Below are 17523 nucleotides of genomic sequence, written 5' to 3'. Positions count from 1 at the left end.
CGGGCGATAACGTCTCGATGGATGTGGAACTCATCCAACCGATCGCGATGGACGAAGGCTTGCGCTTCGCTATCCGCGAAGGCGGCCGCACCGTTGGTGCAGGCGTCGTCGCATCGATCGTTGCGTAAGACTGCTTAAACGAGATGCCAGGGTCGCGTAGCGTCCCTGGCTTTTTCGTAACAAAAGCCTTGCAATGCGGGTTGGCCCTTGGTAAATCCAGCGGCCCATCTGGAGGAGCATAGCTCAACTGGTAGAGCACCGGTCTCCAAAACCGGGGGTTGGGGGTTCGATCCCCTCTGCTCCTGCCATTCTTCCAAAAAGAATGGTATCCGCCAGCAGGGCACATATAGGACCGATTGAGGCGGCGGAACCCTTCCCCGCCTTATCCATTCGGACCGGAGATGTTGAGTAAGCGCATGGCGAAGACTAGCCCGGTTCAATTTTTCAAGGAAGTACGGCTCGAAGCCCGCAAGGTGACGTGGCCGACCTGGAAAGAAACGTGGATCAGCACCGCAATGGTGTTCGTGATGGGGCTGCTTGCGGCCTTATTCTTCTTTCTGGTGGATCAAGGCCTGTCGTATGGCATTCGCCTGATTCTCGGTCTGGGAAAGTAGGGCTATGACGCAGCGCTGGTACGTGGTTCACGTCTATTCCGGTTTTGAAAAAAAGGTGGCCCAGGCCATCCGCGAGACCGCCGAGCAAAAAGGTATGGCCGATTTGATCGGCGATATCATGGTTCCGACTGAAGAAGTCGTTGAAGTCCGGCGCGGCGCGAAAGTGAATTCGGAGCGTAAGCTCATTCCCGGCTATGTGCTGGTGAAGATGGAAATGAACGACCAGACTTGGCACATCGTCACCTCGACGGCGAAAGTGACCGGGTTCTTGGGTGCTAAGGGCAAGCCGTCGCCGGTGAGCGATGCCGAAGCCGAACGGCTGGCCCGCCAAGTGAAGGAAGGCACGAACCGTCCGCGTCCGTCTGTCCGCTTCGAAATCGGCGAACAGGTGCGGGTGGCAGATGGTCCGTTCGCGTCCTTCAATGGGATGGTGGAAGAAGTGGACGAAGAGCGCTCGCGCCTCAAGGTAGCGGTGTCGATCTTTGGGCGCTCGACCCCAGTGGAATTGGAATACAGCCAGGTCGAAAAAGTCTAAGACCAGGCTGGTGATGCGCGGGAGGCTCGCCATGGCCGCACCGCGCCCCTATCTCGTGTGAGAGGACCAAATGGCAAAAAAGATTGTTGGCTACATCAAGCTACAGGTGCCGGCGGGCAAAGCAAATCCGTCGCCGCCCATCGGCCCGGCGCTGGGTCAGCGCGGTCTGAACATTATGGAATTCTGCAAAGCGTTCAATGCGCAGACGCAGCAACTTGAAGTCGGCATGCCGATTCCGGTGGTAATCACCGCCTACGGCGACCGTACCTTCACGTTCGTAATGAAGACCCCGCCCGTGACCTACTTCGTCAAGAAGGCCGCCGGGATCGACAAAGGCTCCCAGACCACCGGTAAGGGTGCCAAAGTCGGCAAAATCACCATGGATCAGATTCGCGAAATCGCCGCGAAGAAGATGCAGGACCTCAATGCCAATGACATTGACGCCGCTGCAACCATGATCGTCGGCTCGGCCCGGTCCGTGGGCCTGGAAGTGGTGGAGTAACCGATGGCCCGCATTGGCAAGCGTCTGAAGAAGGCGTACGAGGGCGTTGATTCCGAAGCGATGGTATCGCTGGAACAAGCCGTTAGCATGATTAAAGGTCGGGCGACCGCAAAGTTCGATGAAACCATCGAAATTGCGATGAACCTGAACATCGATCCCCGCAAGGCCGATCAGGCGCTGCGCGGTGTTGTCTCGCTGCCGAATGGCACGGGCAAGACCTTGCGCGTCGGTGTTTTTGCGCGCGGTGCCAAGGCTGAAGAAGCCAAGGCCGCCGGGGCCGATGTTGTCGGTGCCGAAGACCTGATGGAAATCGTCCAAGGCGGCAAGATCGAATTCGATCGCTGCATTGCGACCCCGGACATGATGGCGATTGTCGGCCGTCTCGGTAAGGTGCTCGGGCCGCGCGGTCTGATGCCGAACCCGAAGCTCGGCACCGTCACCACCGATGTGGCTGCCGCCGTGGCTGCTGCAAAGGGCGGTCAGGTTCAGTTCCGCGCCGAAAAAGCCGGGATTGTCCATGCCGGTGTTGGCAAGGCGAGCTTCTCCGAAGAAGCGCTGCTGGAAAATGTCAAAGCGTTCGTTGGCGCGATCAATCGCAACAAGCCGACCGGCGTGAAGGGCATTTACATTAAAAAAGTCAGCTTGAGCTCGACCATGGGTCCGGGCGTAAAGCTGGAAATCGGCACGCTGTCGGCCCTCTAGGCCGATAGTAATCCGATAAAAGTTCCCCGAAGCGCTTCGGCGCTTCGGTCGGACTGAAGAGAAAGGGGCGACCCCAAAACTTCAGTCCCCTGTCCAAGACCATTGGTGCCAAAGAGCCTAGCTCCAAAGCTTAATTTTCCAACGGTAGACGGGAAGTGAAACGAACCAAAGCCTTAGGGATGTTGGGGAAAGACTTCTCGCGGACAGGCGAACCTTGGATGACCTTCGGGTCATCATTGTGTGCCTCGGGGATTTTTTGAAATCCTTGGGTCGAATCGGGAAGGCAGATTGTCTGCCCTCCCTTGATGACGGAGACGAGACGTGGACCGTTCCGAGAAAAAGGAGCTGGTTTCGTCCTTGCACAATGCGTTGCTGAACGCCGGTTTGGTGGTCGTTACCCAACAAAAGGGTATGACGGTTGCTGAAACGACGAATCTGCGGCGCAAGATGCGGGCCGGACAGGCTTCCTTCAAAGTTGCGAAGAACAGGCTCGCTAAGCTCGCCCTCGTCGGCACGCCTTACGAAAACCTCAGCCATCTGCTGAAGGGTCCGACTGCGCTTGCGTATTCGACCGACCCGGTTGCAGCGGCCAAGGTGATCGTCGAGTTCGCCAAGACAAACGACAAGCTCACCGTTGTCGGCGGTGCCCTTCCGGGCACGGTGCTGAATACCGACGGTGTGAAGGCCCTGGCTACGCTGCCGTCGCTCGACGAGCTGCGCGGCAAGCTCATTGGTGTTCTGCAAGCCCCGGCCCAAAAGGTCGCTGCGGTTATTCAGGCTCCGGTCAGCCAGTTGGCCCGTGTTGTCAAGGCGTATGCCGACAAGGACGAAGCAGCGGCCTAATTGTCGCAAGCTTAACCTTTCCCAAACTTACCCTCCTAGGAGATAGACCATGGCTGATTTGGCCAAAATCGTTGACGATCTCTCGGCGCTGACCGTTCTGGAAGCCGCTGAGCTTGCAAAGCTGCTCGAAGAAAAGTGGGGCGTCACCGCCGCCGCTCCGGTTGCCGTTGCTGCTGCCGGTCCGGCCGCTGCCGCTGCTCCGGTTGAAGAGCAGACCGAATTCAACGTGATCCTCGTTGATGCCGGCGAAAAGAAGATCAACGTGATTAAGGAAGTTCGCGCGATCACGGGCCTCGGCCTGAAGGAAGCGAAAGACCTGGTTGAAGGCGCACCGAAGCCCGTCAAGGAAGCCGTCTCGAAGGACGAAGCTGCCAAGATTAAGAAGGTGCTTGAAGAAGCCGGTGCTAAGGTCGAAGTAAAGTAAGTTTCTTGCGGCCTTAGGGCGGCAAGGTGCTAAGCTGTTCGGCTAGCTTTGGGGGTATGGTGGCGTTCGCGTGAGCGCCCCATATCCTCAACCGAGCAGCAGAGTGTGCGTACTGCAGAGCGGGCCTGCGGGGCGCCGGATAATCCGGGGCAGCAAGGGCCTGTTCCCGTTTGCGGAAGAATCGACGGCCACGCGAGGCCCGATTCCGGGCGCGGCGGCGGAACATAGACGATTGAGGGGCAGCAATGGCGAAGTCGTTCACGGGTCGGAAGCGGGTTCGGAAGAGCTTCGGGCGTATCCCGGAAGTGGCACAAATGCCGAATCTGATCGAGGTGCAAAAAAGCTCCTACGATCACTTCCTGCAAATGAACGTCGCGCCGGAACAGCGCGCCGCAGTTGGGCTCCAAGAAGTGTTCCGGTCGGTCTTCCCGATTAAGGACTTCTCCGAGCGCTCGCAGCTTGAGTTCGTGAAATACGAACTGGAAGAGCCGAAATATGACGTTGAAGAGTGCCAACAGCGCGGCATTACCTTTGCTGCACCGCTGAAGGTTACGCTCCGTCTGGTCGTGTGGGATATCGACGAGGACACGGGTGCCCGGTCGATCCGCGACATTAAAGAACAAGAAGTTTACATGGGCGATATGCCCCTGATGACCGGCAACGGGACGTTTATTATTAACGGCACCGAGCGTGTGATTGTCAGCCAGATGCACCGGTCGCCGGGCGTGTTCTTCGATCACGATCGCGGCAAGACCCATTCCTCCGGGAAATACCTGTTTGCCGCGCGCGTTATCCCCTATCGCGGCTCCTGGCTCGATTTCGAGTTCGACGCGAAGGATATCGTCTACGTCCGTATCGACCGCCGCCGCAAATTGCCCGCGACCACGCTGATGCTGGCGCTCGATTCGGCGATGACCGAAGAGCTGCGCGTGAAGCGCGCGGAAGACGGTGGCACTTTGGCCCCGTTTGAAGCGACGGGGATGCCCGCCGAAGAAATTTTGCAGCATTTCTACGAAACGCTCCCGTTCGAGCGCACGCCGGGCGGCTGGAAAATGCCGTTCCGTCCCGAACAGTTCAAGGGCATGAAGCTGGCCTATGATCTGGTCGATGCGACGACCGGCGAAGTCCGCCTGCCCAAAGAAACCAAGATCACGCCGCGCCTTGCGAATAAGCTTGTCGCCGAAGGTCTTGAAGCCGTTATCGTGCCGACCGATGATCTGGTTGGGCGCTATGTGGCGGCCGATATCATCAATGAAATCACGGGCGAAATTTACGTCGAAGCCGGGGAAGAGGTTAGCGAACAGCTTCTCGAAACTCTGGCTGATGTGAATGTGAATGACCTGCCAACGCTGAATATCGATCATGTGAACGTGGGTCCCTACATCCGCAACACGCTGGCCGTGGACCGGAATAAGACCCGCGAAGACGCGCTGATCGATATCTACCGCGTCATGCGCCCCGGCGAGCCGCCGACCCTCGAGACGGCGGAAAAGCTGTTCGGCGATCTGTTCTTTGATTCGGAACGTTATGATCTGTCGGCGGTGGGCCGCGTGAAGATGAACGCGCGCTTGGGCCTGGATGTGCCGGACACGATGCGCGTGCTGCGCAAGCATGACGTGCTCGCCATCGTCAAGCTGCTCTGCGATCTGAAAGACGGTCGCGGCGAAATCGACGATATCGACCATCTCGGCAACCGCCGTGTTCGCTCGGTCGGCGAGTTGATGGAAAATCAATATCGTCTCGGCCTGCTGCGCATGGAACGCGCCATTCGCGAGCGCATGTCGTCGGTGGAAATCGACACGGTCATGCCCCACGATCTGATCAACGCCAAGCCGGCAGCGGCGGCAGTGCGCGAGTTCTTTGGCTCGTCGCAGCTCAGCCAGTTTATGGATCAGACCAACCCGCTTTCGGAAATCACCCATAAGCGCCGCCTGTCGGCGCTTGGGCCGGGCGGTTTGACGCGTGAGCGCGCGGGCTTCGAAGTCCGCGACGTGCATCCGACCCATTATGGCCGTATCTGCCCGATTGAAACGCCGGAAGGCCCGAATATCGGTCTCATCAACTCGCTCGCCACTTACGCGCGGGTGAACCAATACGGGTTTATCGAAAGCCCTTATCGCAAGGTCAAAGACGGGGTCGTCTCCAGCGACGTCGTCTACCTCTCCGCGATGGAAGAAGGCCGCTACACGATTGCTGAAGCGAATGCGGAACTTGATTCCGATATGCGCTTCGTCAGCGAGTTGGTGCCGAGCCGTCAGGGCGGCGAATATATCGTGGCCCGTCCGGTCGATATCGATCTCATCGACGTGTCGCCGAAGCAGTTGGTGTCGGTTGCGGCAGCGCTCATTCCCTTCCTTGAAAACGACGATGCGAACCGCGCCCTCATGGGCTCGAACATGCAACGTCAGGCTGTGCCGCTGATCCGGGCCGAAGCGCCGCTGGTTGGCACCGGCATGGAAGCGACTGTGGCGCGCGACTCGGGCGTGGCGATTTCGGCCAAACGCGGCGGGATCGTCGATCAGATCGACGCGACGCGTATCGTGATCCGGGTGACGGATGCGACCGACGCTTCGACCTCGGCGGTGGATATTTATAATCTGCTGAAGTTCCAGCGCTCCAACCAGAATACCTGCATCAATCAGCGTCCGCTGGTGAAGGTGGGCGATATTGTGGACGCGGGCGATATCATCGCCGATGGCCCTTCCACCGAACTGGGCGAACTCGCGCTGGGCCGGAACGTGCTCGTCGCGTTCATGCCCTGGAACGGTTACAACTTCGAAGATTCGATCCTGATCTCCGAGCGCATCGTGTCGGAAGACGTGTTTACGTCGATCCACATCGAAGAGTTCGAAGTGATGGCGCGCGATACTAAGCTTGGCCAAGAAGATATCACCCGTGATATCCCCAACGTCGGTGAAGAAGCGCTGAAGAACCTCGACGAAGCCGGGATCGTTTACATCGGTGCCGAAGTGAAGGCGGGCGATATTCTGGTGGGTAAGGTGACGCCGAAGGGCGAATCGCCGATGACGCCGGAAGAAAAACTGCTGCGCGCCATCTTCGGGGAAAAAGCTTCGGACGTGCGCGATACGTCGCTGCGGGTTCCGCCCGGCGTGACGGGCACCATCGTTGAAGTCCGCGTCTTCTCGCGGCGCGGCGTCGATAAGGACGAGCGCGCGATTGCCATCGAACGCTTGGAAATCGAACGCCTCGCCAAGGATCGCGACGACGAACGCGCCATTCTGGAGCGCAGCTTCAATGGTCGTTTGAAGGAACTGCTGCTGGGTCAAACCATTGCCTCGGGTCCGCGCGGGGTGAAGGCTGGCGCGATTGTCGATACCGAAACGCTGGCGGGTCTCACGCCGGGTCAATGGCGTCAAATCGCCGTGTCCGACGATAAGGTGCTGGACGATCTCGAAGCCTTGAAGAAGCAGATGGATGCCTCCATCGATCGCCTCAACAAGCGTTTTGAAAACAAGGTCGAAAAGCTCCAGCGCGGCGACGAACTGCCGCCGGGCGTGATGAAGATGGTCAAAGTGTTCGTCGCGGTGAAGCGCAAGCTGCAACCGGGCGATAAGATGGCCGGTCGTCACGGTAACAAGGGGGTTATCAGCCGCATTACGCCGATCGAAGATATGCCCTATCTCGAAGACGGCACGGCGGTCGATATCGTCTTGAACCCGCTGGGCGTGCCAAGCCGCATGAACGTCGGGCAGATTCTCGAAACCCATTTGGGTTGGGCGTCCGCTGGTTTGGGCCGTCAGATCAAAGACCTGATGGATACCTTCCGCCGCGAAGGCAAACACGATACCGGCCCGCTGCACGCTTACTTCAAAGATATCTACGGCGATAAGGTCTATGGCGAAGATATCGCCGACCTTAACGAAGGCGAGACTTTGGAACTGGCGCAGAATTTGACGCGCGGTATTCCTTTCGCCACCCCGGTTTTCGACGGGGCGCGGGAAGAAGACATTGTTCATATGCTGGAGAAAGCCGGTATCCATCGCTCGGGTCAGATGACCCTGGTCGATGGTCGTACCGGTGAGCCCTTCGACCGCTCCGTGACCGTTGGCTACATCTATATGTTGAAGCTGCATCACTTGGTCGACGACAAGATCCATGCGCGTTCCATCGGCCCGTACAGCCTTGTTACCCAGCAGCCGCTGGGCGGTAAGGCGCAGTTCGGTGGTCAGCGCTTCGGGGAAATGGAAGTGTGGGCGCTCGAAGCTTACGGCGCGGCCTATACGCTCCAGGAAATGCTCACCGTGAAGTCGGATGACGTGTCGGGTCGTACCAAAGTGTACGAAGCCATCGTGCGCGGCGACGATAACTTCGAGGCGGGTATCCCTGAATCCTTCAACGTGCTCGTGAAGGAACTGCGGTCGCTGTGCTTGAATGTGGAACTGGAAAACCGCGCTTAGTCGCGCGGTTCTTTCAGCGTCTCGGACCTTAGAAGTACGAGTCTTCTAACAGGCTGGCCCGAGGGCTAGCAGGAGTAAGACATGAACGAGTTGATGAATCTCTTTGGTCAAGTGACCAGCCCGCAGAGCTTTGACGAGATCAAGATCTCGATCGCCAGCCCGGAGCGCATCCGGTCCTGGTCGTTCGGCGAAGTCAAAAAGCCTGAGACCATCAACTATCGTACCTTCAAGCCGGAACGGGACGGTTTGTTCTGCGCCCGCATTTTCGGCCCGATTAAGGATTACGAATGCTTGTGCGGTAAGTACAAGCGCATGAAGTATCGCGGCATTATCTGCGAAAAATGCGGCGTTGAAGTAACGCTCGCCAAGGTTCGGCGCGAGCGGATGGGCCATATCGAACTGGCCTCGCCGGTTGCGCATATTTGGTTCTTGAAGTCGCTCCCCAGCCGTATCGGCCTGCTGCTCGATATGACGCTGAAAGATCTCGAGCGCGTTCTGTACTTCGAAAACTACGTCGTCATCGAGCCGGGCCTGACCCCACTGAAGCTGAAGCAGCTTCTGTCGGAAGAAGATTACCTGAAGGCCCAGGATGATTACGGCGAAGAGAATTTCACCGCCAAGATTGGTGCGGAAGCGCTGCGCGATATGCTCGTGCAGATCGATCTGGAAGATGAAGTTGAAACGCTGAAGGTTGAGCTGCGCGAAACCGCCTCGGAAGCGCGCCGCAAGAAGCTGGTGAAGCGCCTGAAGCTGGTCGAAGCCTTCCACGCCTCGGGCTCGCGCCCGGAATGGATGATTCTGGAAGTCGTTCCGGTCATTCCGCCCGAGTTGCGCCCGCTGGTGCCGCTGGATGGTGGCCGCTTTGCCACCTCCGATCTGAACGATCTCTACCGCCGCGTTATCAACCGTAACAACCGCTTGAAGCGGCTGATCGAGTTGAAGGCGCCGGACATTATCGTCCGCAACGAAAAGCGCATGCTGCAAGAAGCGGTGGATGCGCTGTTCGATAACGGCCGCCGTGGCCGCGTCATCACCGGCGCGAACAAGCGTCCGCTGAAGTCGCTGTCCGACATGCTGAAGGGTAAGCAGGGCCGCTTCCGTCAGAACTTGCTCGGGAAACGCGTCGATTATTCGGGCCGTTCGGTTATCGTCGTCGGGCCGGAATTGAAGCTGCATCAGTGCGGCTTGCCGAAGAAGATGGCGCTCGAACTCTTCAAGCCGTTCATCTACGCCAAGCTTGAGCTTTACGGTCACGCTAGCACCATCAAAGCGGCAAAGCGCATGGTGGAAAAAGAGCGCCCGGAAGTGTGGGATATCCTCGAAGAGGTGATCCGCGAACATCCGGTGATGCTGAACCGCGCGCCGACGCTGCATCGCCTTGGCATTCAAGCCTTTGAGCCGACGCTGATCGAAGGCAAGGCCATCCAACTGCATCCGCTCGTTTGTACGGCGTTTAATGCCGACTTCGACGGGGACCAAATGGCCGTTCACGTGCCGCTCTCGCTGGAAGCCCAGCTTGAAGCCCGCGTGTTGATGATGTCGACCAACAACATCCTCTCGCCCGCGAACGGCAAGCCGATCATCGTGCCGAGCCAGGATATTGTTCTGGGTCTCTATTACCTCTCGATGGAAGATTTCCGCCGCCTGACGGATGAAATCGACATCAGCGGGCTGACCGACGCCGAGATTGATGCCGCCATCACCAATGGCAAGCTCATCCTGCGCGAAGGCGATACTAATTATCCGAAGCCCTTGGGTGCCGAACTTGCCGCAAAACGCAGCAAGCTGGTTGGCCTGCGCGTGCCTTACTATTCCAACATCTCGGAAATCGAAGCGGCTTTGCAGGAAAAGACCCTGCATCTGCACACGCCGGTTCGGGGCCGTTGGACGACGGTGGATGCAGCGGGCAAGCCCGTGCAGCTCGACGTGCGCGCCACGGCGGGCCGTATGATTATGGCCGAAATTCTGCCGAAAAGTGTTCTGGTCAGCTTCGATCTGGTGAACCGTCAGCTCACCAAGAAGGAAGTTTCGTCGATCATCGATATCGTCTACCGCCATTGCGGTCAGAAAGAGACCGTGATCTTCGCCGACCGCATGATGGCGCTGGGCTTCGGCCACGCCTGCCGGTCGGGGATTTCCTTCGGTAAGGACGATATGATTATCCCCGAAGCCAAGGGCGGTTTGGTGGATGAAGCCCAGGAAAAGATCAAAGAATACGAACAACAGTATCTCGATGGTCTGATCACCCAGGGCGAAAAATACAATAAGGTCGTGGACGTCTGGTCGCAGTGCACTGAAAAGGTCGCTGACGCCATGATGAAGACCATGCAGGCCGTTCACGGCTCGGGCAAACTGAACTCGGTTTACATGATGGCCCACTCCGGGGCGCGTGGTTCGGCGGCGCAGATTAAGCAGCTTGCTGGGATGCGCGGCTTGATGGCGAAGCCGTCGGGTGAAATCATCGAAACCCCGATTATTTCGAACTTTAAAGAAGGCCTGACCGTGCTGGAGTACTTCAACTCCACCCACGGTGCGCGTAAGGGCTTGGCCGATACCGCGCTCAAAACCGCGAACTCCGGGTATCTTACCCGCCGTCTCGTGGACGTGGCGCAGGATTGTATCATCACCGAAGATGATTGCGGCACGCAGCAGGGCATCACCATCCGCGCCGTCGTGGACGGCGGTGAAGTGATCTCGCCGCTCGCCGAACGCATCCTCGGGCGCTGCTCGGTGGCCGATATCGTTCACCCGAAGACCAAGCAATTGATTTGTAAGGCTGGGGTGATCCTCGACGAAGACGCGGTGGAGCAGGTCGAGAAAGCCGGGATCGACTCGATCCTGATCCGCTCGGTGCTGACCTGCGAAAGCCATGTCGGCGTTTGCGCCACCTGCTACGGGCGCGATCTGGCGCGCGGCACCCAGGTTAACCAGGGCGAAGCGGTCGGTGTTATTGCCGCGCAATCCATCGGCGAGCCGGGCACCCAGCTTACGATGCGTACCTTCCACATCGGCGGCGCGGTGCAGCGCGGGGCGGAACAATCCTCGATCGAAGCCACCCATGACGGGACGATCAAGTTCATCAACCGCACGGTTGTGATGAATGGTCAGGGCTTCCAGATCGTCATGGGCCGCAATGTCGAGCTGATTTTGCAAGATGCTGAAGGGCGCGACCGTGCCCGTCATCGCCTGCCCTATGGCTCGAAGCTGATGTTCGACGAAACCAAGCCGGTTGTTAAAGGTCAGCGCTTGGCCGAGTGGGACCCCTACACCCTGCCGATCATCGCCGAGCAGGAGGGCGTCGCCCATTACGTCGACCTCGTCGATGGTCTCTCCATCCGCGAAGTCATGGACGAAGCGACCGGAATTTCGAACCGCGTCGTCACCGACTGGCGTCAGCAGACGCGCGGTGCGGACCTCAAGCCGCGCATTATGCTGCGCGACGAAAAGGGCGAGGCGATTAAGCTGCAAAACGGCCTCGAAGCCCGGTATTTCCTGCCCGTCGATGCCATTCTCTCCATCGAGAATGCGCAGCGGGTGAAGGCCGGGGACGTGGTGGCGCGTATCCCGCGCGAAAGCTCCAAGACCCGCGATATCACCGGGGGTCTGCCGCGCGTCGCCGAACTCTTCGAAGCGCGCAAGCCGAAAGATTATGCGATCATCTCGGAATCCGAGGGCCGCGTTGAATTTGGCCGCGATTATAAGACCAAGCGCCGCATTCTGGTGGTCCCGACCGAGGAAGGCCGCGAAGCCGTCGAATATATGATCCCCAAGGGCAAGCATATCAGCGTGCACGAAGGCGATTATGTGCAGAAGGGCGACCTTCTGATGGACGGGAATCCGGTTCCGCACGATATTCTGCGCGTGCTCGGCATCGAAGCCTTGGCCAATTATCTGACCAATGAAATCCAGGACGTGTATCGTCTGCAGGGCGTGAAGATCAACGATAAGCATATCGAAGTGATCGTCCGGCAGATGTTGCAAAAGATCGAAATCGACGAAGTGGGTGATAGCACTTACCTCGTCGGCGAACAGGTCGATAAGCTGGAATATGACGCCGAAAACCGGAAGTTGGTAAAGGAAGGCCTGCGCCCCGCGCACGGGCATCCGGTGCTGCAAGGCATCACCAAGGCGTCGCTGCAGACGAACTCGTTCATCTCGGCGGCCTCCTTCCAGGAAACCACCCGCGTGCTGACCGAAGCCGCAGTATCGGGCAAAACCGATACGCTGAACGGTCTGAAGGAAAACGTCATCGTCGGTCGCCTCATCCCGGCGGGGACGGGCTCCATCGTGGCGGAATTCCGCCGCGTGGCCGCCGAGCGCGACAAGGTCGTCCTTGCCGCCGAAGCCCCTGGCGAGGCGCTGACGGACGAACGCGAAAGCGCGTAAATAGACGTTTAAGACACGAAACCCCCGGTAGCGCCTGCTGCCGGGGGTTTTCTTTTTTTTGGCGAAGGGGCTTGGTGATTACTCGCGCAATAGGATAGGCTGTTACCCTGTTAACGGCTTGGTCTAGGTGCAATGACACTCCCTTTGCCTGCGGCTCCCGTACCCGATTCCGATTCGCACGCCTTTCTGGCCACGAAAATCGACGCGCTTCAGCGCATGATTCTCTATTGCGCCCAATCGCAAAAATTCGAGTTGGGCAGCGATATCATTCAAAAATACGCCGCTGTGCGCACGCAGTTTAACGATCCGCAGCAGGCTGGAACGGCGGTGTTTTTAGCGGATGTGATCGGGCTGTACGATCAACTCTCGCGCCTGATCGCGCCGGTTACGCCAACCTCCATTGCCGTTGCCCATGATTTTGAGAGTGACGGGCTGCGCGATCCCGTGAGCCACTTGATCCGCGTTCAGATCGCGATTCTCTTGGGTGCCTTGGTTCTCGTTATTCTGAACCCACTCCTGGCGAACTTACGGATAGACACGGGCAAAGCTATCGCCTGGGGGTTCGAGCCATGGGTGTGGCAGGATATTTTTCAAAGCTTTTTCTATTTTATGATCGGCGTTCTCGCCTCTTCGATTTATTCGATGCGACTGCTGTATGCCCGGGTTCGGGACCGAACGCTGTATATTACCGATGCCTATTATTACATCGTGCGAAACCTGATCGGCGGCGTTATGGCGTTTGCTTTCGTCAGCTACTTCCGCCCGTTCTTGGGCGATGAAAGCGTGCTTTCGAACCTCGCCCAAGCCCCCGTGAACCCCACCGATCCGGTCGCGGCTGGGGCGATTGCCTTTTTGGCGGGCTATGGTGTCGAAGTGATTTACACGGCCCTTGACTCAATGGTCCTGCGTTTGCGTGATCTATTGGCGAGTTTGCCGAAACTGCCGGGCCTCCCGGCTTCGGTAAAAGTATCGCTGCCCCAGGGGCAAGCCCCGGCCCCGATTGACGACGGAACGGGGAAAACGCCGCAAAGCTAATCGCCGCCCCCACCGCCGTCGCCCCCATCCGCGCTGGAACTATTGCCGCCGCCTACATCCCCGCCATCGACAAGAATCGACGCGAAGCTGAGGGCTACCCCCACATCGCGAAAGCCGGACGCGCGCGCTTGGCCAGGGGCGCTGAGGCCATAGGCCGGGGCCCAACCCGCCGGATCGATGCGGGAGAATATCCCCGTTTTCACCCCTGCGAGCACCTGCGCGCCGATCCACTGGGTTAGCGGAAACCAGCAGGGCAGGGCACAGAGCGGGTACCGCAGCCAGGGCAGCAGGCGCGAGTCCGACTGAAAGAAGGGCGTCAGCGCGCGGCTGGCCCATTGGTAGAAGCGCTGGTGCCGGTGGCGGGTCTTTCGGTAGCGGATGAGCGCCTGTTTGAGCGTGTGGGAGCCCTCGGCCAGCACCCGGCTGAGCACCAGGGCGTCGAGCAGGGCGAGGTTCGCGCCTTGCCCCAGTTGCGGGCTGGTGCAATGGGCGGCATCGCCGATGAACAGCAACCGCCCATTATCGGGCCGCGCCAGCATCACGTCACTATAGGCGGCGCGGGCAAGTTGATCATGGTCGGTAATCTGGGCCAACAGGGGGGCGGTTTCCGGCCACAGGCGGCGCACCGCGTCGCGCCAAACCGTCAGCGGGGTTTCCCGCCAAGGGGTGAAATCTTGCGTCGGAAGGCTCCAGAAGAAAGCGCCGCGCAGCCCTGTGCCATCGGCGCGCGGCCCCACGGGCAGAACGCCAATCATATGGCGGGCACGGGCGTAGCGCTGGTCGAGCCGGTCGGCGGCAAAGTCGGTTCCGGTAAGATCGACCAAGCCCCAGAGCGCGCCGAAGGGATAGGGCCGGTCGCGTAGGATGTCGCCGAACTGCGGGCGCAGGCGCGAGTTGGTGCCGCTGGCGTCGATCACCAGATCGAAGGGGCCGAAGCGCTGGCGGCGGGTTATCACCGTCACGCCGGGGCCGTTGAGGTCGAGCCCGTCCAGGGTCAAGACCGGCGCATCGGTTTCGATCTGAACGCCATAATCTTGCGCGGCTTGAAGCAGGGTCTCGAATAACGCCGCGCGCGTCGTGCCGATGCCGAAGAGATTGGGCGCGAGTGCATCATAGCGCACGTTCAGCAGCGCTAACTTTCCACCCACCGCGCGCCCGTAGAGATTGGAAATCCGGCTGCCCTGGGCGATCACGGGTCGGTCGAGCCCGAGTAGGGAGAGCGCGGCAAGGCCAATGGGTTGCAACAGCAGGCCGGAGCCGAGCGGCTTCGGTTCGGCGAAAGCTTCGATCAGCGTTACCCGATGCCCGCTTTCCGCCAGAAAACACGCTGCTGCCAATCCGCCAACGCCCGCCCCAATCACCGCTATCGTCAGGGGATCATAGGCAGGGTCCGGCATGGGATTAGCTCGCGTTGGTCTTTACAACCAGAAGACGGTGCGTGAGAACGCCCAAAACCACCAGCGTAAACATTATAATCGCCATCGGTCGGGCCGAGGCATCGTGAAAAAGCCCCAGCACGAAGCCCGCGCCGGTGCCCACAACGAAGGGCAGCACGCCGCCTAAGGCCGACGCCGCCCCGGCCATCGTCGGAAAAGCGGCGAGCGCCCCCGCCGTTCCGTTCGCGCCAACCATCCCGAGGGACGCCAGCAAAATAAATAAGGGCACGGCAATCCCCGGAATACCGAACAGGCCGCCAAGTCCGGTGATGAGCAGCAGCACGGCCCCTAACAACATCAGCATGAGCCCGTAGGTCAACATCCGGTCCGAACCGACGCGGGTGACAATGCGGCTGTTGATGGCGGAGAGAATCATCATCCCGACCACATTCACCCCAAAGAGGTAGCCGAAGTTCTGCGGGCTCACCCCCATCACCGTGATGTAAACGTGCGGCGTGCCGGAAATATAGGTGAACATGGCGGCATAGACGAACCCAAGGGTTAGGCTATAGCCGAGAAACCGGCGGGAATGCAGCAGGTCGCGGTAATGGTGCAGCGCTGTGAGGATTGATCCCCGGCTGCGGCGCGTGCGCGGCAGGGTCTCGGGCGCGAAGACGGACGCCACGATGAGGCAGAGAGTGCCGAACGCCGTCAGCGTCCAGAAAATCGCCCGCCAGTCAAAATAGACCAGCAACTGCCCGCCCGCGACCGGGGCAATCATTGGCGCGGCCCCCATCAGCAGCATCAGAATCGAGTACATTTTCGCCGATTCGTCGCGGCTATACAGGTCGCGCACCATTGCCCGCGCCATCACCGGCCCGGCGGACGCGCCAAGGCCCTGCAACAGCCGGGCGACGACGAGCGAGGCGGCGGTGTCGGCGGTCGCACACAGAATGCTGCCGATAATGTACAGAAGGATACCGCCAATCAGCACCGGCCGCCGCCCGATGGAATCGGACAGCGGGCCGAACAGCAGTTGCGCCAGCCCAAAGCCGAGCAAAAACCCGCCGAGCGTCATTTGAATCAGCGCCGGATCGGCCTGCAATGCCGCCTCCAGCGCGGGCAGCGCCGGAAGATACATATCGATGGAAATGGCCCCGAACATCGACATCAGGCCAAGCACGGCGGCCAGGAGCGGAAAGGGCAGGGGTTTCGGTGCAGCCGCGATGGCGGCGGACGATTGGTTATCCATGCAACCAGTTAGCGGGGTTAAGCGCGGGGCGACAAGCGGTTTTCCGGCAAGGCGGGATTGCGCTTTGGAGCCAATCTAAGCGGTTCGCCCCCCGCGCGCCGCGTGCATCAGCGCCCGATCCACAAGATAATCGACATCCTCCGGCTTCGTCCCCCAGTTGGTGACAAACCGCAGGTCCGACGACCCCGGCCCGCCCCAGCGGTAGAAGCCGATGCCCTCGGCTTCGAGCCCATCGGCGACGCCTTCGGGCACGGTGACGAAAACCTCATTGGCCTCGCGCGGATAGAGCAGCCGGGTGCCCGGCACGCGCAGCAGGCCGGAGACCATGCGCTCGGCCATCAGATTCGCCTGATTGGCCCACGATAGCCAGCGCCCATCGGCAAGGCTGGCGGCGAGTTGGGCCGAGAGGAAGCGCATTTTCGAAAACAGATGCCCGCCGCGCTTGCGGCGAAAGGCGGCTTCGGCCGCCAGGTTGGGATCGAAAAACAGCACGGCTTCCGCCGCCATCGCGCCGTTTTTGGTGGCCCCAAACGACAGAACATCCACCCCGGCTTCCCAGGTGATTTCCGAAGGGGCGGTTGCCAGGGTGGCGACGGCATTGGCGAAGCGCGCGCCATCCATATGCACCTTCAGCCCATGGGCGTGGGCGATTTCGCTCAGCGTGCGGATTTCATCGGGCTGGTAGAGCGTGCCGCATTCGGTGGCTTGGCTGAGGGAGAGCGCCGCCGGTTGGGTTTTCTGCGGATTGCCCGGCGCGGTCGCGGCCAGGGTGCGGCTCAGGGCGTCGGGCGTGATCTTGCCGTTCTCACCCTGGATATGCACCAGCTTCGCGCCATTGGTGAAAAACTCCGGCGCGCCGCATTCGCTTTCGGTGATATGGGCGTCGGCATGGCAATAGATTTCGCCCCAGGGCGGGCAGATGCAGGCGAGCGCCAGGGCATTGGCGGCGGTGCCGGTGGCGACCGCGATCATTTCAAGGTCACACTCAAAGAGTTCGCGGAACCGGCGCAGGGCGAGGGCGGTCATATCATCCGCGCCGTAAGGCATGGCGCTGGATTGATTGGCCACCGCAATCGCTTCCAGAATCTCTTGCGGAACTGGCGCGACATTGTCGGAGGCGAAATTCAGCTTGGTATTCATGGCGCAGCCCCTTCAATCGCAATGCGGCCCAGGGTTTTGCCGGTCGTGGGATCGACGGCGAGCAACAGGGCTTCGCCCTTGGGGCCGCGCGTGTGCAGGATCACCCGGTCTTGCGTTCCGGCGACGCCAACCAGGCCGAAACCTTCTGGCAAGCTAACGCGGCTCTCCCAAGCCTGTTTATTCCCGGCCATGCGAGAGGCTAAGGTAGCGAACAGCACTACGACGCCCACGATGATGAGAATTCCCATTCCAATGACCAAAGCCTTCAACGCCGCCACTTTTATGCCCTCCGTACT

General features: G+C 59.9%; 12 protein-coding genes, 1 tRNA gene and 2 pseudogenes. 11 read left to right on the top strand and 4 right to left on the bottom strand.

Annotated elements, in window-relative coordinates; genetic code table 11:
• The 11 genes and pseudogenes from tuf to ACIQ36_RS03560 form a co-directional block, all read left to right on the top strand.
• Nucleotides 1-128 (top strand): annotated as a pseudogene (gene tuf / locus ACIQ36_RS03610) (elongation factor Tu); the annotation flags it as partial.
• A gap of 104 nt (nt 129-232) precedes the next feature.
• Nucleotides 233-308, top strand: a tRNA-Trp gene (locus ACIQ36_RS03605).
• Nucleotides 309-416: 108 nt separating this feature from the next.
• On the top strand, nt 417-614 hold the full coding sequence (gene secE, locus ACIQ36_RS03600; RefSeq protein WP_395825982.1) for a preprotein translocase subunit SecE: 198 nt from the start codon (nt 417-419) through the stop codon (nt 612-614).
• A gap of 4 nt (nt 615-618) precedes the next feature.
• Nucleotides 619-1149, top strand: coding sequence for a transcription termination/antitermination protein NusG (nusG, locus tag ACIQ36_RS03595; protein ID WP_395825979.1), 531 nt, complete (start codon nt 619-621; stop codon nt 1147-1149).
• A gap of 70 nt (nt 1150-1219) precedes the next feature.
• Nucleotides 1220-1651 (top strand): 50S ribosomal protein L11, encoded by a 432-nt coding sequence (gene rplK, locus ACIQ36_RS03590; RefSeq protein ID WP_395825976.1) that lies wholly within the window; start codon nt 1220-1222, stop codon nt 1649-1651.
• 3 nt (nt 1652-1654) lie between these two features.
• Nucleotides 1655-2353 carry a 50S ribosomal protein L1 gene (gene rplA, locus ACIQ36_RS03585; protein WP_395825973.1) on the top strand — a complete coding sequence of 233 codons (699 nt, stop codon included), beginning with the start codon at nt 1655-1657 and terminating at the stop codon, nt 2351-2353.
• 321 nt (nt 2354-2674) lie between these two features.
• On the top strand, nt 2675-3196 hold the full coding sequence (gene rplJ / locus ACIQ36_RS03580; RefSeq protein WP_395825970.1) for a 50S ribosomal protein L10: 522 nt from the start codon (nt 2675-2677) through the stop codon (nt 3194-3196).
• Between the two features lie 49 nt (nt 3197-3245).
• On the top strand, nt 3246-3620 hold the full coding sequence (gene rplL / locus ACIQ36_RS03575) for a 50S ribosomal protein L7/L12 (RefSeq protein ID WP_395825967.1): 375 nt from the start codon (nt 3246-3248) through the stop codon (nt 3618-3620).
• Nucleotides 3621-3865: 245 nt separating this feature from the next.
• Nucleotides 3866-8038, top strand: a complete 4173-nt coding sequence (gene rpoB, locus ACIQ36_RS03570; protein ID WP_395825964.1) for a DNA-directed RNA polymerase subunit beta — start codon at nt 3866-3868, stop codon at nt 8036-8038.
• Nucleotides 8039-8119: 81 nt separating this feature from the next.
• Nucleotides 8120-12364 (top strand): annotated as a pseudogene (gene rpoC, locus ACIQ36_RS03565) (DNA-directed RNA polymerase subunit beta'); the annotation flags it as partial.
• Nucleotides 12365-12556: 192 nt separating this feature from the next.
• Nucleotides 12557-13459: a hypothetical protein gene (locus ACIQ36_RS03560; RefSeq protein WP_395825962.1), complete on the top strand. Its 903-nt coding sequence runs from the start codon at nt 12557-12559 to the stop codon at nt 13457-13459.
• On the opposite strand, the gene ACIQ36_RS03555 is transcribed toward ACIQ36_RS03560, so the two are convergent.
• The 4 genes from ACIQ36_RS03555 to ACIQ36_RS03540 form a co-directional block, all read right to left on the bottom strand.
• A complete protein-coding gene (locus ACIQ36_RS03555) occupies nt 13456-14856 on the bottom strand; it encodes an FAD-dependent oxidoreductase (protein WP_395825959.1) in 1401 nt (466 codons plus the stop codon). The genes ACIQ36_RS03560 and ACIQ36_RS03555 overlap by 4 nt on opposite strands.
• A gap of 4 nt (nt 14857-14860) precedes the next feature.
• Complete coding sequence (locus ACIQ36_RS03550) at nt 14861-16087, bottom strand: Bcr/CflA family multidrug efflux MFS transporter (protein WP_395825957.1); 1227 nt, start codon at nt 16085-16087, stop codon at nt 14861-14863.
• Nucleotides 16088-16162: 75 nt separating this feature from the next.
• Nucleotides 16163-17227, bottom strand: a complete 1065-nt coding sequence (locus tag ACIQ36_RS03545; protein ID WP_395825954.1) for a threonine aldolase family protein — start codon at nt 17225-17227, stop codon at nt 16163-16165.
• Nucleotides 17224-17505, bottom strand: a complete 282-nt coding sequence (locus ACIQ36_RS03540; RefSeq protein ID WP_395825951.1) for a DUF6476 family protein — start codon at nt 17503-17505, stop codon at nt 17224-17226. Before ACIQ36_RS03540 ends, ACIQ36_RS03545 begins: the two co-directional genes overlap by 4 nt.
• Between the last annotated feature and the right edge of the window lie 18 nt (nt 17506-17523).

Origin of the sequence: Elstera sp., assembly GCF_044372965.1 — a bacterium.
GTDB lineage: Bacteria > Pseudomonadota > Alphaproteobacteria > Elsterales > Elsteraceae > Elstera.
This window is presented reverse-complemented; position numbering and strand designations above follow the sequence as displayed.